Genomic DNA, 20769 nt, shown 5'->3' with positions numbered 1-20769 from the left:
TACCAATAGCAGCCTGACCGCTGGGCTAGGCGTTAAATAGTCCTGACAACGGTGCTGGAAGATTTTATTAGCTAGAGGCACTGGTATAAAATCGCAATGCAAATTGCCAAAACTGATGGGAGAAATACAAGAGGGCGATCGCTAATCCAGCCGTTGCCAGTAACCAGCCTCCAGAAACGCGATCGAGCATGGCCTCGGCTGGGATTGTGGTCAAAAAGACCACCGGAATCACGAACGTAAAAAAGAACCGGTAGGCTGCCGGATAGGCCACGATCGGGAATCGGCCCGCATCGAGCAATCCCCGTAGGACCTCTGTTACGTTATAAATCTTGACAAACCAAATACTGGTCGCCCCCAACATAAACCAGAGACTATAAAGGCTCAGCACCCCGCACAGGAGGGGGAAAAGACTGAAAAGATAGGCCCGCAGCCCAATCCCCAGATGGTTACCCGCATAGGCAATGACGGCAATCCCTGCCAACACATCCGGTAAGCCCCACGGGGAAATAGCGCGGGTGGATAACCAAAATTGACTACTGATCGGTTTCAGCAGTACAAAATCCAGGGTACCCTCCTGTACCTGGGTCACAATCCGGTTTAAATTTGGCACCAGGAACGTGCTAGAAAGTCCCTGTAATAGCGTGAAAACGCCCAAAACTAAGAGGGCTTCCTCCCAAGACCAAGTGCGGAAGGTATAGCCCGTGCGGTAAAACAGAAACAACCCAAACAGACTACCTGCTAAATTTCCCATACTACTCAGGGCCGAGATGATAAAGTTCAGGCGATATTCCATTTCCGCTGCGATCGCCGTACCCCAAAATAGCTGCAATACCTGCCAATAGCGTTGCATTTTGGCTCCTAGAAATTAAATTGAGTTCTCAGGTTACCCACAAAAATAGTTGGGTTATTGTCAAAGTTATTGGGATTGAAGATCCAATAAAGGGCGGGCACGATCGCAATATTCGCGTTCAGCGGCAGATAATAGGTCATTTCGAGATCGTACTGTGTCCCCCCATTCCCGCCACCAGCGGCCAAGAACTGGCGACCTTCCAACACATCAAAGGGCATGACCAACGAAAGCGTCCCTAAAGCACCCCGCTTACCCAAATCGGGAAACGCAAGGCCAATCTGGAAGGCTTGGGAATTGATCTCACCCCCATCGCGATCGCGATCCTGCGGGCGGATTTGCACATTGCCGTAGCCGTAGCGGCCAAAGCCCCCAAATCGCGGGGTGATCCGCCAGTCAACGCTAACGCCAAAGGTATTCCCATAGGCGGGTTTGATCGAGCCGCCAAAACCGTCATCAGCCACCCCATAGATGGGTTCACCCGTCGCGCCGCCAATCCCAATCCCAGTGAGATTACCGTTTTCATCCAAGATGGGAGTATTGGGATCACTGGTCGAGCGGTTATATAACAGGCGAATATTGGCATTTTTACTGGGAGAGTAGGTCAGTTCGGCAGTTAACGTATTGGTGCCACTCAACCAGCCCTTGCGAGGATTTGCGGACGTGTTGAAGCCAAATTCGGCGGGCAAAAACTCCGTGTTCTCGCCCAAATAACCAAAGCGGAAGGCCAAGTGGTCATTCATACGCCAAAGACCGATCACACCAGAACCGCGATCGAGAGTATTGGTGAGGGTACTGCCCAGCGAGTTAAACGTCCCCGCCCCGGTTAGGAAAACCGTAAACACATTGTTATCAAAGTAGCGATACCAGTTCACCCTAGGACCCACGACGAGGCGAACGTTGTCGCTCACCGGGAACTCATAGAAAAACTCCCGCAGGATAATATTATTACTCCCAATTTCTGGGCTAGAAGTCTGATCCGTAAACGGGACGCCAAAGGTGTTGTAAAGCCCTGCCGACGTAAAGTAATTGGCCGGTGAATTTCCATTCCCCGCAACTAGCTGGGTAACCAGCAAATCTTTACCGGAAAACGAGGTCACCCAAGATAGCCAAGTCACATTACTCAAGGTAATTTCAGGATTATCTGTCACCTTCAGCACCACTGGACGCTGGGTCTCGCTGTTGCGGGCGGCACGGCGCAGATTGAGGGGGGTGGCTAGGCTCTGGGCTTCCACCCGAACATCCGCCCCGGCGGTTGCTCCCGTTACGTTGAAAAAGGCCAGTCCTTGCAGTTTCGTCGTAGCAGAGAATTGACGACCGGCGAGTTGGGCAACCCGGCCCTCCAGGTTGTCTATTCGGCCCCGGACCATTGCCAGTTCCGCCGCGAATTCCTCCATCAAGCGTTGCAGGGTTGCCACATCTTCCTGCGTCGCCATGTCGGCGGTGGCTGCCGCGATCGCTTCATTAACTTGATCGAGACAGGCCTTCAACCCCGCCGCCAACTCATAGCGGGTCATCGCCCGTTGGCCCCGGAAAGTCCCATCGGGATAGCCCACCACACAGCCATACTTTTCGACCAGGGATTGGAGGGCTTGGAAGGCCCAATCCCTGGGCTGTACATCCGATAGCTGGGTCACCGAGGTCACCTGGTTCATACTCGGCACAATCACCTCATCCAAACGGGTAGCGGCTGGTTCTAAGTTCGCCACTGATGCGTTCGCCGGCAGCACCAGCCCAGACTCGGATGGGGGCAAAGCGGTCGGACCCAGCAGAGGCGCTGGTGGGGTTAGTGTTGGCTTAGTTGGGGCTGTCAGGGGTGTGACCGTCTCAAGGGGAGTTGCCACGGGAACTGCGATCGCGCGATCGCTAGCCCCTAACATTGCCAATACCGTTGCGGACAACACGAACCACATTCGCCCAGGAGTACCCATGCTGATCTGTATATTGAGCATCATATAGAGCTAGATATATAGACTGAGATGTTAAACACTATAGGACTTCATATTAACGTGAAGGCGATCGCCCGATTGCATGAACGCACAGACGATCGCCACAGCGTATTGATGTTTGGGATGACTGCCCCGGCTGTTTCAAGAGCAGGCCAGATACTGACACCCCACAGTCTTTTAAGGGCACTTCAATGAATCTGGGATAGGGGCAGTTGACCTGCCTCAACCAGCGGGATAACCTGGCTGGGAGCGCCGGGCAGGAGGTATGGTTTGAGGTGCCCTTGATAAGGCCCTAGAAGCTAAATTGGGTGCGCAAATTCCCCACAAAAATGGTGGGGTTGTTGTCAAAGTTGTTGGGATTAAAAATCCAATAAAGGGAAGGCACGATCGCAATATTGCCGCTGAGCGGTAAATAGTAAGCCGCCTCCAGATCATACTGGGTACCGCCATTGCCCCCACCTGCCGCCAGGAATTTCCGTCCCTCCAAGACATCAAAGGGCATGGCAAACGAAAGCGTTGCCAGGGCACCCTGCTTGCCCAGATCCGGGAAGGCCAGTCCTACCTGGAAGGCTTGGGAATTGATGTCGCCACCATCGCGATCGTCATCCTTCGGGCGGATTTGCACATTACCATAGCCATAGCGGCCAAAGACCCCAAAGCGCGGCGTAATCAACCAGTCGGCACTAATCCCAAAGGTATTCCCATAGGCTGGTTTAATCGACCCGCCAAAGCCATCATCGGCAACCCCATAGATCGGTTCGCCCGTCGCGCCGCCAATCCCAAACCCCGTGATATTGCCATTCTCATCCTGGATCGGCACATTGGGATCACTGGTCGAACGGTTATATAACAACCGAATATTGGCATTCTTGCTCGGTGAATAGGTCAGTTCCGCCGTCAGTGTGTTAGTGCCGCTGAACAACCCGGTGCGGGGATTGGATGAGGTGTTGAAGCCAAACGCTGAAGGCAGGAATTCCGTATTCTCACCCAGATAACCAAAGTGGAAGGCGAATTGATCGCTCATTTTCCAGAGGCCGACCACCCCGGACCCGCGATCGAGGGTATTGGTCAAGGTGCTGCCGATCGAGTTAAAACTGCCGCCATTGAGGAAGAAGGTGAAGGCATTGCCATCAAAGTAGCGATACCAGTTGACCCGTGGCCCCACCACCAAACGGAAGTTATCACTCACCGGGAACTCATAGAAAAACTCCCGTAGGATCACGTCATTGCGGCTACCAAAGATCTCCGGCCCCGCTGTCTGGTCGGTAAACGGAACCCCGTAGGTGTTATACAGCCCCGCCGAGGTGAAATAGTTCGCCGGCGAGTCGCCATTTCCTGCCGCCAACTGGGTAACCAACAGATCCTTGCCCGTGAACGAAGTCACGAAGGAGAGCCAAGTTAAATTGCTGAAGGTGATTTCCGGATCATCCGTCACCCGCAGGACAACTGGACGATTCGTGTCGCTATAGCGGGCCGCTGGACGAATTTCGCGGGGACCTGCCAAACTTCCCGCTTCCACCCGGACATCATCCCCCGCTGTGGCTCCGGTGACGTTGAAAAAGGTTAAGCCCTGGAGCTTGGTCGTCGTGGAGAATTGAGTGCCTTCCAACACGGCGACTCGGCCCTCCAGGTTTTCCACCCGGCCCCGAATCATGGCCAGTTCCGCCGCAAATTCCTCCATCAAGCGTTGCAGGGTCGCCACATCTTCCTTCGTCGCCATGTCTGCCGTGGCTGCTGCGATCAATTCATTGACGCGATCGAGACAGGCATTCAACCCCGCCGCAAACTCGTAGCGGGTCATGGCCCGTTGGCCCCGGAAGGTGCTGTCCGGATAGCCCACAATACAGCCATACTTTTCCACCAGGGATTGGAGGGCTTGGAAGGCCCAATCCGTGGGCTGTACGTCCGATAGCTGCGTGACCGAAGTGACCTGGCTCATACCGGGGGGCATGAGTTGTTCGCTCAGGCTCGTCGCCGCCGTTTCCAGGTTGGCAACGGACTCGATCGCTTGCAATGTCTGACCCGATTCTGAGGAAGCCGCAGGGACGGGGGGCAATGCCGCCGCGTCACGGGTTACCACTGGGGCTAGATCAGCCGGGGCCGTCAGTGGGGCAACACCTTCAACCGTTGCCACTGGCGTGGCGCTCGAGCGGCCACTGACCAGACACACCCCCAGCAGGGTTACCGGCAGCGCTAACCCAATGCGCCAGGGCACGGACGCACTCAACATAGAACTAAACATAGAAATGGGGTCCTCACACACGGGAAGAGATTGTTGTTAGCTATACAGTACCAAGCCCAAAACTCGGAATTTGTAGCCTTTAGTACGTTACCCCACCCCCCCGCTTGCCCCTAGAATCTGGCCCAACAGCCCCAGGGTATGATCGCCAGAAACGTGCCCTCACGCTTGCACGATCGTCGATCCCTCCCAGTCACCTCAAGGCCATGTTTTCCACTCGTTTTTTCCGCTTTTTCCAGCATTTAAATCTCAAAACCCTCCAACGGGTTATCCGAGGCATTGGTCAACGGCGGTTAATGGGCCTCTCGGCAGAAATGGCCTACAACAACCTGCTGGCCCTGTTCCCCATGTTAGTTGCTATCCTTGCGACGATCGGGATGCTCGACATTCCCCAGGCCCAGGTTGACTCCCTGGCCCGTCAGTTCCTCCACCTGGCCCCGGAGGAAGTGGCCAGCCTCTTTGAAACCTTTATTAACCAGATCCAGGTGCCTCAGGGACGCACTGTGGTGGCCCTCAGTATTTTTGCGGGGATATGGGTGGCATCGGGAGCATTAAATGTGGCCATGAATGCAATGGATCAAATCTGTGAAACCCCCCTAGCGCAGCGACGCCCCTTCTGGAAAGCCAAGCTCATTGCCCTGGGACTGACGATCGCCACCTTGGGCCTAGTCCTCCTAGCCTCCTTCCTCATGTTTGTTAGCGATTTTATCCTCCGTCTTGTCCTCAGTTACCTGGAAATACCGGGCATGGGAATCCTCCGCCTGTGGCATTGGGTACGCTGGGTTTCCTCCTTGGCGATCCTTGCCTTTGCCTTCAGCCTGATCTATCGCTTTGGGCCAAGTCGCTGGCTGCGGGGCAACCCAATCCTGCCTGGGGCGCTGATTGCGGCCCTCCTGTGGGCGATTATCTCCCATTTTTTTCGTCTGTATGTGTCTACCTTTGGCAACTTCAGCGTCACCTACGGGGCGCTGGGGGCAGGGATTGTCCTGCTCCTGTGGCTCAACCTCAGTTCCCTGACCCTCCTGATTGGGGCGTATCTCAATGTCACGGTGGGGAAGGAACTCAACCCGCTACGGGGGGGGTAGGGGAATCGACGCGATCGTCCCCCAAGCCTGACTAGACAAAACCCGTAGTTTCCCGCTGCCCGTTCTTAAAATGTTAGTGATATGCTTAAGCGAGTGTGTCGGTTGGTTAAGTGTGAAGGCCAGACCACACAGTTTCGGTTATCCGAACTTCCCGCTCTGGGAAAACATTCTAAAATTTCATCAGTAGCGGTGATTTAGAAAAAAGGTGCTATACTTACCGACGGAAATCAGCTTCTCGGTGGTATCGGCACTTCCAAGTCGCGATATCGCGTCCGACGCGAAGCCAATCTGTTGAAATTTGTACAATTTATTGGATGGATAAGAAAGGTATGACCCACCTGGTTGCTCACCCGATGGTCAAGCTGCAACGGAAAGTTAAATCTCTGGTAGACTCGCAGGTCCTCAAACCCAGTGACAGCATCTGGAAGATTGCCTTCCTCTATGGCAATGACTGGTCGTTTTGGAAGAAAGAATTGGAGGAGTTTGACTTCACCATGCAAGATCCCGTCAGCGATCTGCTGTCGGTTGAAAGTTGGGAAGAAGAGGATTAGGCATTCGGCACCCTTCCTAACGTGCCTGATGCCGTACACGCAAGTTTCCCGCTCTGCCTAGGGAAATTAGCTATCTGGCTTTTTTCGGGAAAAGGTATTCTTAACACCCGTTGGGGTAGATTTATCCAGGCTGTGGTTTCCGTGGAAACAGGATGGCATAGATCTACCCCTTGTTGATTGGAAAAACTTTGGCAAGCGGCTGCCACCGTAGGGTGGGGCCAAGGATTAATCTTTGCGAGCCTGCATCGCTTCGATCGCCAATAAGCTGACGATCGTGCCCGCGATCGGAACCGACAGGAAAATACCGAGCAGACCGGCAATGCGAGCGCCCACCATCAGGGCAAAGAAAACCACGACGGGGTTGAGGTTCACGGTATGCTGCATGACCCGTGGTGCGATGAGGTTATCCTGAATTTGCTGGAGCGCTACACTCACTGCGACGACTGTGAGCGCGTTCAACCAGCCCCCCTGAACCAGGGAAATCAGGCTGATCACGATAACCCCTAACGTTGCCCCAATGCCAGGAATGGTATCGAGAATTCCGACAATAATGGCTAAGGGCAGGGCAAAGGGAATTTTTAAGATCGAAAATAGGACGAGGGTAGATAGGCTCAGGAATAGACACAATAATAATTGGCCTTGGAAAAATCCCAGGAAGCTGGTCTTCATGGCTAGGGCAAAGCGATCGCGGTTGTCATCAGGAACGAGGCGCAGGCCAAAATGCCACAGGCTTTCCCCATCAATGAGCATAAAGAAGGTTACGACCAGAATGATAATGACCGTGAAAAAGGTATTGGGCAGGGCGGCCAATGAGCCAGAGACAAAGTTAATCGAAAAATTGAGGGCATTCTCCACAATTCGGCCAATCGTTTGCAGATCAATCTGGATATTAAGCCGCCCTAGCCACCCTTCCACTGTACCCAGGAGGTTCTGATCCGCACTGACGGCGAATTGGATACTTTCGATCAACCGCTGCACCTGGTTGACAACCGTGATGAGCAAAGCCGATGCCAGACTGAGAATCACCAACAAACTGGTTATAATCACAACTCCCAGGGCAAACCCCCGCCCAATAAACTGCTTGAGGTATTGCACGGGATAGTTCAGGAGAAAGGCCAAGATGGCGGCGATCGTAAAGGTAAAAATAATGGTTTGGAAATATTGCAGAAGCGTGACCCCCGCCCAGCCTGCGGCAAAAAATAATAGAAATCGCACTAGCGAACGGGTTTTAATGCTTGCCCACAGCGGCTCAGTTTCAGCGCGTTTGGGCATATCCGCTAGGGGGACATCATCCGCAGAGGGTTTGGGGGAATTATCCATACGTCAATACCTAGGACGACAGAAACTAGGGTGACAGAAAGGGGGAGTGCCGGTATCACAATATAACCCACCCTTTAAATTCCTTAGGATTCTAAGTTATTACAGCGATCGCTGATACTCGGTCAACACTTGGGGCAAATAGTCATAGCCATCCACGCCAATCACGGGCACGATCGCCGATCGCACCTGGGCCACCTGTTGCCAGAATGCCTCTACCCCCACTTGGCCTTGAATAATGGTGAGTAATCCCGCTACCCGTCGCCATGTCACCGCTGCCATCTGCTCTAGGAGGTAAAGGCCCAAACATCCTAGGGCGATTGCCTGCTCCAACTGTTGCAAACTATAGTGCGCCTCTGCCAAGTAGGCAAAATTCAAGGCTTGCAGATGGAGATCCCCGGCATAACGGGCAGTTTGCAACCCCTGTTCCAATTGGGCGATCGCGGCTTCAGGCTTTTGCAACACCAGGTAGGCAATCCCCAGGCTATGGTGGCACAGGGCCAAACTGGGCATATCGCCCTGCCGTGCTGCTAACTGTACCCCTTGCTCCAGGTAACGCACGGCGGTTTCGTAGGTTTCTGGGTCGGCATTTTCCTGCTGAGCCGCCAACACCTGGCTGTAGCCCAGATTAGCCAGCGCATTCGCCTCCCCTGGGCGATCGCCCACCTGACGGGCCAAGAGCAACGCCCGCTGACTCTGGTCGATCGCGGCCCCATAGTCCGACTGTGCGGCATAGGTGCGACTTAAGTGATTGAGATTGGCAATCTCACAGGCGCGATCGTCCGCCGAGCGGGCAATCTTCAGGGCTTCTTCGTGAAAGGCTAGGGCCACTTCGGTGTTACCCAACACCCGTTGCGAATCCCCTAGCAAGGTCAAAATCCGCGCCTTCTCCTGGGTACCGGCTGCCTGCCGCAGGGGAACATCCAGGTAATCAAGGGTATCCCGCAAGCGGGCGGTGGAGAAGAGGGCAAAGATGCCGCCATAAAGGGGGAAATAGGGCTGTTGGGCAAAGGCCCGTAGGGTCTGGAGCATAACCTGGAAACAGCTATTCGCCAGGGTTTGCTGCAACTCGGCTGACACAATCGCCGCCTGTTCCACTGTATTGGCCAACTGCCCCCACAGGACGGCAAAGGTTAAAAAGGTTGCGATCGAGAACTGCTTTCCCAGCTTGGGATCGTAGGGTTGACGATCAAACCAACGCACTAACCCCCGTTGCAACCATTGCAAGGTAATCGTCAGGGCCAGCCAATCCGCTGCGGTGAGATCCGCTGCCGCCGCCAGGAAATCCGCTAAGGGGCGATCGTTCGCCAGCGTTGTCAACAGCGATCGCAGTAAGGGTTGTTGGGTATGTTTAGCCCACAGTGCCCAGGGTCCCCGCTGTTCTGAAACGCCGCCGAATCCTAATGGATTGCGACTTTGTTCGTACAGCCAACTGACCAGATGGGGTTCCAAGGTTTCCCAGTCCGCCAATCCCTGCGCGATCGCCGTGCCTAGGGCCTGCACCTCCCCCTCCGGGACTGTTTGCAACTGCTTTGCTAACTGGCGCACTTGCTCCGTCGTCAGGGGTTGGGCCTCGTTGGGGTCGATCACCTGGAGCAACGTTCGGGGGCGATCGTCTCCTGGGGCGGATTGGATGCTCGCCATTGCGCTGATCAGCACGGCCTGCACCCGATTCTGGGCCTGCCAGCGCTCCCACTCGCCCTGGATGGTTTTCAAGGCGCGAAGTTGGCGGGTGGCCTTGGCCTGCTTCAGTTCGTCGGTTTCCATCTCGGCAAGCTGCTGGGTTTGGCTCACCTCAGCTTCCAGGCAGCGTTCAAAGAGTTCCCCCGTCCCGATCGCCACCCCTTCATTGAGCATCTGGTAGACCTGCTCCTTCGAGCGGATCTGGCCCTTGAGGGTGAGCGTTACAATCTGGGCGATTAGGGCACGGTAGCGATCGGGGCGTGGGGTAGTCTCCGTTGGCGTGGTCATAGCTGCCCCGTGAAAACCGCCTCTGCCGGTCCCGTCATATACACCCGTTGATCGGCACTGGACCATTCAATCAACAACGGTCCCCCCGGTAGCTCCACCGTGGCCCGCCGATCGCAGCGATCGGTGATCACCCCCGCCACCAACGCGGCACAGGCTCCGGTTCCACAGGCTAACGTGATCCCAGCCCCCCGCTCCCAGACCCGCATTTTCAGGTAATCGGGCCGGACCACTTCAATAAACTCCGTATTAATCCGTTGGGGGAAAACCGGGTGGTGCTCAAATTGCGGGCCGATGCTGTCCAGAGCGATCGCCGCCACATCAGGCACAAAGGTAATGCAGTGGGGGTTGCCCATACTCACGCAGGTGACTTCCCAAGCGCGATCGGCCACGCTCAGCGATTGATTCATCACCCGTTGATCGGGCGCCACCAGCGTCGTGGGAATTTCCCCCGCCAACAGGCGCGGCTCCCCCATATCCACCGTCACCTGACCATCCGCCTCCAGTTTGGGCGTCATCACCCCCGCCAGGGTATGAATCCGGTAGGCGCGGGGCGAGGTCGTCCCCTCCAGGGTGGCAATAAACTTAGCCAAACAGCGGATACCATTGCCGCACATCTCTGGCTCCGAGCCATCGGCATTAAAGATGCGCATACTATAGTCGGTGCCATCCTGACCGGGCAGGGCAAAGATCACGCCATCGGCACCTACCCCAAAATGGCGATCGCACAGAAAGGAAGCCTGCTCTGGGGTGAGGCAGGGGTCAGGGGTGGCGCGATTATCAATTAGGATAAAGTCGTTGCCAAGTCCGTGGTATTTGCTAAATTCAAGCACAAGTTCCCTGTAAGCTGAACGTATACGGTTGTCATCATATTCCTAAAAGGCATTATGACTGAATTTGATACGAACTTGCCGAGCATTCGCCAATTGCAAGCGTTTGTGAAAGAGAAGAAAGAGGTCGAGGTTAAGCTGGTCACTGATGATCTGCTCGTTGGTCATGTTTTTTGGCAGGACGCCCAATGTCTGTGCCTCAAGGATCAGTATGGTCAAGAGGTTATTATCTGGCGACAGGCGCTGGTTTACCTCAAGCCCAAACCCTGATCTTGGCATAACGACCAGACGCCTACTCCATAATTCGTTCTGCCCGCAACATGGGTTCATCCAGACGACGATGGAGCTTAAAGCCTAGCTTCGTACAGACCCGTTGCATGGCATAGTTATCCGGCAAAATGTCTGCCAATACGGCACTGCGGTTTTCATCTTTAGCAATTTGCAACAGCCGTCGCAAGAGTTCTGTCCCTAACCCCTGGCGCTGATAGGGATCACTCACCAGCATGGCGAACTCGGCGTCACGGGTCCCGATCAGCTTACTCAACCGACCCACGGCTAGAATTTTATGCTCGCCGGATTCCGGATCTTTATGGTCAGCCACCAGAACAATCGCCCGATCGTAGTCAATAAAACAAATCCGGGTCAGGCGATCGTGGGAGACGCGTTGACTCAGTTTGATCAGGTGGGCATAGCGCAAATAGACACTTTCTTCGGAGAGTGTCTTGTGGAAATTAACCATGAGTGGCTCATCTTCCGGGCGAATGGGACGAATCGTCACCGCAAGTCCTTGTTTCAACTGCCAGTGGCCAATATATTGACTGGGATAGGGCCGAATCGCGGGTTTCGGTAACTGGTGTGCCGCTGTATCTGGGGCATGGATCACAATCCGCGCATCTAATGCCAACAACCCCGCCGGACGCTGCTCCGACGATCCTGACCCCGTATGCCCATGTGCTTCCGTGTCTTGGCGTTCCCCAGGCTGGTTCTCATCCGGCAACGGAGCCGCCAGCAGCGGGTTAATGTCAATCTCCTTAATCCACGGTTGTTCACTCACCAAGTGGCTAAAGCACACCAATAATTGCTCCAGACCCGCCAAGTCTACCGCATTACGTCCCCGCACCCCCTGCAAAGCGCGATAGATCAGGGTTTGCTCCATCATTCGTCGTGCCAAGGTTGTGGTGAGGGGCGGTAGGGCCAAGGCACGATCGCGGAACACCTCTACTAACTGTCCACCAGTCCCAAACAACAGCACGGGGCCAAACTGGGGATCAAGGCTACTGCCCACGATCAGTTCATAGCCCGTCAGGCTAACCATAGGTTGCACCGTCACCCCTTGGAAAGCCTCAGCCGCTCCCATTCGTTCCAAATTTTGGGCGATCGTGGTGTAGGCTTGGCGCACCGCCTCGGCACTGGTCAGGTTAAGTTGCACCCCGCCGACATCGGTCTTGTGGGTGACCACCTCGGAATTCAGCTTCAACACCACCGGATAGCCCAACTGCTCCGCCCGTTCCACCGCAGCCTCGGCACTGGTGGCTAAATAGGTGGGCACGGTGGGAATGCCATAGGCACTGAGGACCTGCTTCGACTCCAGTTCTGTCAGCAAAATCCGCCCACTGGCCCGCACCCGCTCCAGAATGGCCTGCACCACTTGTTGGGCGGTCTCGGTGGCTTCGGGGTCAGCAATTTGGGGTAGGACGGGCGTCTCATACAAACTGCGCAGGCTGTAGGCATATTGCCACATGTAGTTAAACACCTGGGCCGCCGTATCGGGATAGGGGAAGGTGAAAATATTGGCCCGGTTGAGGATGGCCTCCCCTGCCGCCACATCATCCCCCCCCATCCAACTGGCCAGAATCGGTTTAACGGGCAGTGTTGAGGCTTGCAAACTTTCGACTAGCCGTTGGGCGGTTTGGGTGGGGTCGGTCATGGCCTGGGGCGTGAGGATCGCCAACAGGGCATCGCTCTCCGGATTGGCCAAGGCGACGGCGATCGCTTGGGCATAGCGATCGGCATCGGCATCCCCCAAAATATCGATCGGGTTTTGGTGGCTCCAGTGGGGCGGCAGAAAGGCATTCAATTGTTCCACTAGCGATTCAGACAAGGGCGCGAGTTCTCCCCCCCCGCTAATCAGGTGATCCGTCGCCAGGACGCCGGGGCCGCCCGCATTGGTGAGAATCGTCAGGCGCTTCCCCTGAGGGCGAGGTTGTTTCGCCAGCACTTCGGCCATATTGAACAGGTCATTAATCGTGTTCACCCGCAGGACCCCACAGCGCCGGAAGGCCGCATCCAACACCTCATCACTGCCGGTCAGCGCGCCGGTGTGGGAAGCCGCCGCCGCAGCAGCAGCAGCGGTTCGTCCTGCCTTGATGACGATAATCGGCTTGGTGAGGGCAACTTCACGGGCGGCGGAGAGGAAAGAACGGGCATTGCCGATCGACTCCATATAAATCACAATGCTACTTGTGTGGGGATCGTCCCCCAGGTAGTAGATCAGGTCGCTCCAGTCTACGTCGAGCATGGAGCCGATCGAGACAAAGGCACTAAAGCCCACATTTTCCCGGAAACTCCAGTCCAACACCGACGTACACAGCGCCCCACTCTGGCTAATAAACCCGACACTACCGGGGTTCGCCATCGCACTGGCAAAGGTCGCGTTCAGTCCCGTCAGGGGATTCATCACCCCCAAACAGTTGGGGCCAATGATTCGCATTTTGCCCTTCGCAAGGTCGAGGATCTGGTGTTCCAGTTCAATCCCCGCCACCCCAATTTCCTTGAACCCCGCTGAGATAATGATCGCACCCCTGACCCCGACCTCCAGGCATTCCTGGATCACACCGGGAACCGTGGACGCCGGGGTGACAATGACGGCCAAATCCACGGTTTCGGGGACGGCGGCAATGCTGGGATAGGCTTTGATGCCCAGGACGCTGCGCCGCTGGGGGTTAACGGGAAAAACAGTCCCCCCGAAGGGATTGCTCACCAGGTTCCACAGGAGAGTGCGGCCCACACTGCCCGCGCGTTCCGTGGCCCCAATCACCGCGACCGATCGCGGACGAAAGATGGCATCTAGGGGTTGGTGTTCGGCCCGCAGGATATCGTAGGCAGGATCAAATTTGTAGGGAGCAGTGGTGGTCACCATGACGGAACAATTTCCCAAGCACAGACAGTACAGGTAGGGGCTAACGTGCCAGGGTCCTAACGGGTTACCCGCCCTCCGAGAAAGGCGCATGGTGGGTAAATCATGGCAGCCCAGCCCCAGTCAGCCTAGCCCCAGTATAAAAATGCCGCTCAACGATCGGGCAAAATCTTTTAATCTCTAAAGCTTTGTGAGGAAGTCTTTGCCTAACGGGTAATTTCCCGGCGCAGACCCTACATCAATGCTGACCAGCTTAAGCTTAAGGGAACCTCGATTGCTGAAGGGTACTTCGATAAATCTGGGATGGGGGTAGTTCAACTGCCCCAACCAACAGGATAATGTCACTTGGCCACGCGGGATGGTTATCCGAGGTGCCCTATACTTAGGCAATGTTTCTAGTGCGAACTTGAGTCTGAAACGACTAAAGTCGTTACTATTAACATTGAGAATCTTGATATTTACCAAACTAGCATTCAATAAACAATAGAATTAAGTAATTGTCTGTTTCTTTTCCAGATAAAAAACTGTAAATAGTCAAAAAATAGTCAATAAAGTAGTTTTATGAAACGGAAAAAACGAGCCTTTAAGGAAATGTATTCCATTGATCCAGCCAATCAAGCGTATATGATTGAAGTTGCATTGGATCAATATACCGATATCTTCAGTGAATGGGACCCTGCCCCCTTTAAGCGTCGAGACTTGGACGCTGATTTAAAACTTTACCTGGAGGAAAGCTCGGCGGAAATTCCCTTTAAGTACCCGATCGAGATCTGTTTTACCCTACCGCCGGAGCGGCGCAATGAGGCAATGGAGCCATCCGTGCGCACGGGTCTCCAGAATGGGATTAACTTTAAGCTTTACCTACTGCGCCGAGAACTTAAGGTGATTAATACGCGCACTCTCCGCTATGTCCTGGCGGGGCTGGTGACCCTAGTAGTGGCCAGACTGTTATCAGAACCCGCCGAGCAACATCTTCTGACCGCCGTATTGGATGAGGGCTTGTTTATTGGGGGGTGGGTGTTTCTCTGGGAAGCGGTTTCCCTGTTCTTTTTCTCAAACCGAGATCTCTACTACCAATACCGTACCTACCAGCGATTGCAACGGGCACCGGTCTTGTTCAAAGCAGCGGACAGTTCTGGGGAGGCACCCGCTTAGCCAGCGTCACTCTTCACACTCTCCAACCTTGTGGGATAGCCGTCTCGGCTGTCCCGCTCGCAAAGCACCAAGCTGACGAGATCTTGTGGGATAGCTGTCTCGGCTGTCCCGCTCACAGAGCGCCCCCGGACCCACTTCCCCATTAGTTGTCGTTAAAATAAGCCTGCACTCAGGTAACCTGAGGAGTGGACTACTTTCGTTTGCGATTCCTATTGGTAGGGTGGCATCAGTTTATGAAAGCGCAGGTTTTTCGGGGCGTGAATCAACTCAGCTATGAGGATGTCCCCATGCCAGATATTGATACCGACGAGGTATTGGTGCAAGTACGGGTCGTGGGGTTATGCCAGTCCGATATTAAAAAAATTTGCTATCCCCTCTACGAACCGCCCCGGATTTTTGGGCACGAAACTGCTGGGACGATCGCGGCGGTGGGAAAAGCCGTCACCGATTGGCAGGTGGGCGATCGCGTGGTGGTGCTACACCACATTCCCTGTATGCACTGTCGCTATTGCCTCAACGATAACTTTTCCATGTGTGAGGTGTATAAAACGATCACCACAACGGCAGGCTTTATTCCCAGTGGTGGCGGCTTTGCGGAATATGTCAAAGTACCGGGGCATATTGTGCGCCACGGTGGCCTGATCCGGATTCCGGATACGGTGAGTTTTGAGCAGGCGAGTTTTGTGGAACCGACCAACTGCTGCCTGAAAGCCGTGAAAAAAGCCCAGGTGGCTCCTGGCCAAACTATCTTGGTAACTGGTGCTGGCCCGATCGGCCTGATGTTTATCATGCTCGTGCGCTACTTCGGAGCGCGGGCGATCGCCACGGATTTGCTACCCAGCCGTATCGATAAGGCCCTGCAAGTTGGGGCAGAGGCCGCCTTTGATGCCCGTGATCCCCAACTACCCCAGAAAATCCAAGCCCTTACTGATGACCTAGGGGTAGATACCACCCTCCTAGCTGTTCCCAGCGATCGGGCCTTTTTCCAAGCCCTCGACTGTACCCGTAAGGGGGGCAAAATTTTGTTCTTTGCTGAATTCCCGGATGAGGTCGAAATTCCCCTGAATCCGAATATTCTTTACCGGCGCGAAATTGATCTCATGGGTAGTTACAGTTCCTCCTATCGCCTTCAGGCCCTTGCCGCCGATCTGGTTTTTAACCAACGGCTGGATATCAACGCCCTCATTAGCGATCGCTATCCCCTGCGGGACCTTGCCCAAGCCGTCGAACGCGCCTGTAATCCAACCCCTGATACCTACAAGATCTTAATTACCCCTTAGAGGCTGTTTTAAAAAGGGGATCGCGGTTAAAACCGCAACTACGAATCTCGACGTTTGACTATCCTAAGGGTTGCTTGGCGTTTGTAGTGTTGGGGCAGTTGAACTGCCCGATCCCAGATTAATCAAGGTGCCTTGCAGGGGGTTATTTTCAGGAGATCGATCGCCGAGAAAAGCACCTAAAATAAAGCGATTGGCTCAGTTCTTTGAGGGGAAAAGCCAAATAGGTAAAGGGGTTAATCGTCACAATAATGTTACGCACTTGCCATTGGGCTAAGGTGACAATTGTCCGTGCGACCCAATCTGCCGACATCACCCCATAGGGATTGAGTTGACTCTTAAAGGGACCCAGCACCAGTTTACGAATCACACAGGGTGAATCGAGACGTTGCAACGTGATTAAATCCCCAATGGCCCGTTTTGACAGTTCATAAAGGGGACTAAATGCCGGACTGACTTCCGCCTCCGAAGTATTGATCCACAGTTCCTTGGACGCACGATCGGCGGCCTCAGCATCCTCTGTCACCAATTCTAAAAATAAAGTCGCTAATCGCAGCACAGAAAACGTGTTGACCTCATAGGATTGGTGAATGGCGGTGGGGGTACGATCGCCGTAGACATTCACACCATGATTAATCACTAAAATATCGACCCCGTGTAGCTGCGATCGTAGTTCCTGCTCTTGACCCACCTGCCACGGCATCACCCTCGTCCCAGGGGGAAACGTCGCCTCCGCATGGGTCGTCAGGGCAATCACGGTTGCCCCAGCCTGGGATAACGCCCTGATCAATGCTTGCCCCAGGGTGCCCGATGCCCCCGTAATCGCAATCACTTTATCTTGGAAAAAAGACTTAGCCACGGGAAATCGAGAAAATAACACCAAGAAACCAAGATACCAAGAACTTCCTGCCCCTTCCTGCCCTTCGTGGCTTCGGGGTTCACCATAACGCCGATCGCGCCCCCACCCTCAACCCTAGTGAAAGACCTGCTCCAGCTTATGCAGATCCCGCTGCACTGCGATCGCCAACGAGCGGTTATGGGGATCAACCCGGAGTGCTTTTTGCAGATAGACCCTGGCCTTACTGAACTGGTGCTCCTTAATTAAATAATGCCCCCAGCGTTGATAGACGATCGCCTGCCATTGGCGGACTTCCAGATCCTGGGACAACCGCTGCGCCAACCCCTCCACCAGCGCGATCGCCCGGGGAAAACGCTGTTGTTTGAGCAACTCCTGAAGTTGTTGATAGGCAGATTGCTTAAGTTGCTGCTCGATCTCACTCAGCGGTCTGGCCGTTCCCACGGGGGCCGTCGCGGGTGGAGTCACGCGATACTGTCGGGGCGTTGCCTCACCCTTGGTTGCCGGAAGTGCCGTTATCAAAGCCTTGTAGGCTTCTGTAATCCGGAGAAACGTATCATGGGCTTGACAATCGTCCGGGTTGATATCGGGATGGTATTGCCGCGCTAGCCGCCGATAGGATGCCTTCACGTCAGCCGCCGACGCGTCCGATCGTAACCCTAATAAGCGATAGCAATCAGCAAGATTCATGACCATCCATCGGGGGCAATGTACGGAAATTCAGGCAAAAGTCCGTCATTTGCCCAGTGTTGAAGGGCGACTGCCAGTTCAGCGTAGCACTGGCCCAACACCCTTCCCGTGTGTTTTGACACCCTGGGCGATGCTCTCAACTATGGGGGCAAAATGCCGAAGCGTCAATCCCCCAAGGGGCGTTCGAGGGGTTGCTCGGCATAGCCAAGGGTAGCTCCATTGCCCCATGAGGAGGCCCATACCCCCTAATTCGCCATTGCCCGATCTTCAATGACGCGATCGATCAGCCCGTAGTCCCTGGCTTCCTCCGCCGACATGAAGAAATCCCGATCCATATCCCGCTCGATCTTTTCCAATGGCTGTCCCGTATTTTCGGCATAAATTTGGTTCAACTGGTGGCGAATGCGCAGGATTTCCCTGGCCTCAATTTCGATATCTGTCGCCTGTCCCCGCGTGCCGCCCGACGGCTGGTGAATCATAATCCGCGAGTGGGGCAGGGCCAAGCGCTTACCCTTGGTCCCCCCCGCTAACAGGAAGGACCCCATTGAAGCTGCCAGTCCAACGCAAATGGTCACCACTTCCGACTTAATGTGGCGCATGGTGTCGTAGATTGCCATCCCCGCCGTGACTGACCCACCGGGGGAGTTGATATACAGGTAGATCGGCTTGCTTTGATCGTCCGAGTCGAGATAGAGCAGATAGGCCACGATCGCGTTGGCAATGCCGTCATCGACTTCCTCCGAGAGGAAAATAATGCGCTCCCGAAAGAGACGCTCGTAAATATTAATCCATTGTTCGTAGGCACTACCGGGAAGGCGGTAGGGAACGCTGGGAACACCAATAGGCATGGGAATACTCCTAGGAGATTGATTAATTATCGAGCCGGAGATTGATGGCTGATCGAGCCGGAGATCGATGTTCGAGGGCAGGCAGGATGCCTACCCCACAATATCCTGCCAATCTAAAATCTAAAATCCCAAAATCTAAAATCCCATCTGACAGGCAGGCTGCCTACCCCACAAGCGGTGGCTGAGACTTAGGCTGTGCTGGCCGCAGGGGTCGCAGTCGGTTCCAGGACCCGATCGATCAGCCCATACTCTAACGCTTGGGTTGGCGTCAGGTAGAAGAAACGATCCATGTCTTTGATCAGCTTGTCGGTCGGTTGTCCTGTTGTGCGGGAGAGGATTTCCAGCACGGTGGCCCTTTTGGCCAACACCTCCTGGGCATTGATTTGAATATCGGTGGCTTGCCCCTGGGTCCCCACCTGGGGGTGGGCGAGGGCGATCATGGCGTGGGGTAAACTGGCCCGCTTTCCCTTCGTCCCCGCTGCCAGCAACACCGCCGCCATCCCGATCGCCTGCCCCAGACACACAGTCACCAATTCCGACTTGACATACTGCATCGTGTCGTAAATCGCCAACCCCGCCGTCACCGAGATCATCCCCGCCGACTCATTGGCCAGGCCCGCCGCTACCGGATCACCAAAGGAGTTGATATACAGGTAGATCGGCTTGGTTTGGTCCTGGGAGTCCAGATAGAGCATGGCCGAGACGAGGGAATTGGCCAGCCCCGTGGTTAGGGGTTGGTTCAGGAAAATAATCCGTTCCTGGCTCAGTCGGGTATAAATACTAATCCACTGCCAGTAGGGACTACCGGGGATGTTGTAGGGAACGCGCAGGATTTCATCGACAGGCATAGGTCGTTTAGCGTGATGGCGTGGTGCAGAGGGAAAACCAGAGACAGCAATAATGGCAACGATCGCTAGGAGATACCTGCCGGGATCGGCTTGGGCAGGTCTTTGCTGCTTTCTAGGACGCGATCGATTAAGCCATATTCCTTCGCCTGTTGGGGCGTTAGGTAAAACATGCGATCGGTATCCTTGGCAATTTTTTCCGCTGGTTGCCCCGTATTCTTCGACAGGATATCCAGCATGGCCGTCTTATTGGCCAGCACTTCCCGCGCCCGAATCTGAATATCACTGGCCTGACTGCGCCCCATCCCCACACGGGGTTGGTTGAGGACGATCGTGGCGTGGGGTAAGCTGGCCCGGTACCCAGGGGTCCCTGCCGACAGGATCATGGCCGCTGTCCCCATTGCCTGACCGATGCAAATCGTATGGACGGGCGGCTTTACATAGTTAATCGTGTCGCAGATAGCAAAGGCTTCCGTGTCCTGGCCGATCGCGTCCCCCGTATACCAGGAGGTACCGGTCGAGTTGATGTAGAAATAGATCGGCTTATCGGGATCGTCAAATTGCAAATAGAGGAGCTGCGCAATGATCAGCTTGGTGACATCGACCCCCAACTGCCGCTTAAAGTCATCCGACGAGACTAGGGGCAGGCCTAGGTAAACAATCCGTTCCTTGAGCAATAGGGACGGCAAATCCGGGGGCGGTGTGCGATAGTAGGCATCGCCATAGTAGGGGGACTGAGCAGCCTGAATCGGTTGTTTCATCACGGGTGCTTGAGCAACGAAAGCAGAGTTACTCAATGGTAACGTAAACCACCCAACGCCGAACGCGGCGTCCCGTCCCCTAGCTGGGCAGCCTTAGTAACTGTCGGTGCCGTCCGTGGCTTGAATACCCAGCAGCACATTGGCACGGTTGAGGCGATCGGAGATGGCTTGCCGCCAGTTGAGGCTAATGTCGGGATCGGTAATGGCTTCCTGCGCCAATTCCCGGTAGACCGCACTGGTCGCAGCATCAACCCGCTCCAGTAAATTGAGGTTGTGATAAATCACTTTCGGTGACGTCAGCATCATAATTCCGACCCTCCAAACGGGGAACTATGATTAATCTTCGGTGATGCCATCGAAAAACGTCCACCCGTTCACAAAATTAGACCTGTTGCCACATATTGCTACACATCGC

The 20769-nt window shown here is 54.8% G+C and carries 17 protein-coding genes and 1 pseudogene; 5 read left to right on the top strand and 13 right to left on the bottom strand.

The genetic code is table 11. The features are described 5' to 3' along the window. Positions 1-67: 67 nt before the first annotated feature. The 3 genes from ACWIUF_RS00970 to ACWIUF_RS00960 all read right to left on the bottom strand — a co-directional run bounded on the left by ACWIUF_RS00970 (position 68) and on the right by ACWIUF_RS00960 (position 5038). Positions 68-850, bottom strand: coding sequence for an ABC transporter permease (locus ACWIUF_RS00970; protein WP_448570302.1), 783 nt, complete (start codon positions 848-850; stop codon positions 68-70). An 8-nt stretch (positions 851-858) separates the two neighbouring features. Continuing rightward, entirely contained in the window at positions 859-2751 is a 1893-nt protein-coding gene (locus ACWIUF_RS00965) for an iron uptake porin (protein ID WP_448570301.1), read from the bottom strand. Between the two features lie 337 nt (positions 2752-3088). Further along, on the bottom strand, positions 3089-5038 hold the full coding sequence (locus tag ACWIUF_RS00960) for an iron uptake porin (RefSeq protein WP_448570300.1): 1950 nt from the start codon (positions 5036-5038) through the stop codon (positions 3089-3091). Positions 5039-5241: 203 nt separating this feature from the next. Here ACWIUF_RS00960 and ACWIUF_RS00955 point away from each other — a divergent pair, with 203 nt between their 5' ends. Continuing rightward, positions 5242-6120 carry a YihY/virulence factor BrkB family protein gene (locus tag ACWIUF_RS00955; protein WP_448570299.1) on the top strand — a complete coding sequence of 293 codons (879 nt, stop codon included), beginning with the start codon at positions 5242-5244 and terminating at the stop codon, positions 6118-6120. A gap of 329 nt (positions 6121-6449) precedes the next feature. Continuing rightward, positions 6450-6671, top strand: coding sequence for a DUF4327 family protein (locus ACWIUF_RS00950; protein WP_448570298.1), 222 nt, complete (start codon positions 6450-6452; stop codon positions 6669-6671). Positions 6672-6896: 225 nt separating this feature from the next. On the opposite strand, the gene ACWIUF_RS00945 is transcribed toward ACWIUF_RS00950, so the two are convergent. From ACWIUF_RS00945 to dapF, 3 genes are all read right to left on the bottom strand, one after another. Then, the gene (locus tag ACWIUF_RS00945; protein ID WP_448570297.1) at positions 6897-7991 is read right to left on the bottom strand and encodes an AI-2E family transporter; all 1095 of its coding nucleotides are present in this window, start codon (positions 7989-7991) and stop codon (positions 6897-6899) included. Positions 7992-8090: 99 nt separating this feature from the next. Beyond that, positions 8091-9959 (bottom strand): tetratricopeptide repeat protein, encoded by a 1869-nt coding sequence (locus tag ACWIUF_RS00940; protein ID WP_448570296.1) that lies wholly within the window; start codon positions 9957-9959, stop codon positions 8091-8093. Beyond that, complete coding sequence (dapF, locus tag ACWIUF_RS00935; protein ID WP_448570295.1) at positions 9956-10789, bottom strand: diaminopimelate epimerase; 834 nt, start codon at positions 10787-10789, stop codon at positions 9956-9958. Before dapF ends, ACWIUF_RS00940 begins: the two co-directional genes overlap by 4 nt. Before the next feature lie 54 nt (positions 10790-10843). On the opposite strand from dapF, the gene ACWIUF_RS00930 reads away from it, so the two are divergent. After that, a complete protein-coding gene (locus tag ACWIUF_RS00930; protein WP_448570294.1) occupies positions 10844-11056 on the top strand; it encodes an Hfq-related RNA-binding protein in 213 nt (70 codons plus the stop codon). A 22-nt stretch (positions 11057-11078) separates the two neighbouring features. Here ACWIUF_RS00930 and ACWIUF_RS00925 read toward each other — a convergent pair whose 3' ends face one another. Further along, a complete protein-coding gene (locus ACWIUF_RS00925) occupies positions 11079-13925 on the bottom strand; it encodes a bifunctional acetate--CoA ligase family protein/GNAT family N-acetyltransferase (protein ID WP_448570293.1) in 2847 nt (948 codons plus the stop codon). A 558-nt stretch (positions 13926-14483) separates the two neighbouring features. Between ACWIUF_RS00925 and ACWIUF_RS00920 the strand changes: the two genes are divergently transcribed. After that, positions 14484-15077, top strand: coding sequence for a hypothetical protein (locus ACWIUF_RS00920; RefSeq protein WP_448570292.1), 594 nt, complete (start codon positions 14484-14486; stop codon positions 15075-15077). 233 nt (positions 15078-15310) lie between these two features. Next, a complete protein-coding gene (locus ACWIUF_RS00915) occupies positions 15311-16357 on the top strand; it encodes a zinc-dependent dehydrogenase (RefSeq protein WP_448570291.1) in 1047 nt (348 codons plus the stop codon). Positions 16358-16505: 148 nt separating this feature from the next. Here ACWIUF_RS00915 and ACWIUF_RS00910 read toward each other — a convergent pair. The 6 genes and pseudogenes from ACWIUF_RS00910 to ACWIUF_RS00885 all read right to left on the bottom strand — a co-directional run. Beyond that, positions 16506-17243: pseudogene (locus tag ACWIUF_RS00910) on the bottom strand (bifunctional sterol desaturase/short chain dehydrogenase); the annotation flags it as partial. Between the two features lie 84 nt (positions 17244-17327). Then, on the bottom strand, positions 17328-17900 hold the full coding sequence (locus ACWIUF_RS00905) for a DnaJ domain-containing protein (RefSeq protein WP_448570290.1): 573 nt from the start codon (positions 17898-17900) through the stop codon (positions 17328-17330). 245 nt (positions 17901-18145) lie between these two features. Beyond that, positions 18146-18748, bottom strand: a complete 603-nt coding sequence (locus ACWIUF_RS00900) for an ATP-dependent Clp protease proteolytic subunit (protein WP_448570289.1) — start codon at positions 18746-18748, stop codon at positions 18146-18148. A gap of 188 nt (positions 18749-18936) precedes the next feature. Continuing rightward, on the bottom strand, positions 18937-19596 hold the full coding sequence (locus tag ACWIUF_RS00895) for an ATP-dependent Clp protease proteolytic subunit (protein ID WP_448570288.1): 660 nt from the start codon (positions 19594-19596) through the stop codon (positions 18937-18939). Between the two features lie 65 nt (positions 19597-19661). Then, the gene (locus ACWIUF_RS00890) at positions 19662-20354 is read right to left on the bottom strand and encodes an ATP-dependent Clp protease proteolytic subunit (RefSeq protein WP_448570287.1); all 693 of its coding nucleotides are present in this window, start codon (positions 20352-20354) and stop codon (positions 19662-19664) included. Positions 20355-20447: 93 nt separating this feature from the next. Next, complete coding sequence (locus tag ACWIUF_RS00885; protein ID WP_448570286.1) at positions 20448-20660, bottom strand: hypothetical protein; 213 nt, start codon at positions 20658-20660, stop codon at positions 20448-20450. Positions 20661-20769 lie beyond the last annotated feature (109 nt).

The organism is Trichothermofontia sp. (assembly GCF_053493415.1).
Note: the sequence above shows the minus strand (reverse complement) of the source record. Positions and strands in the feature narration are given on the sequence as shown.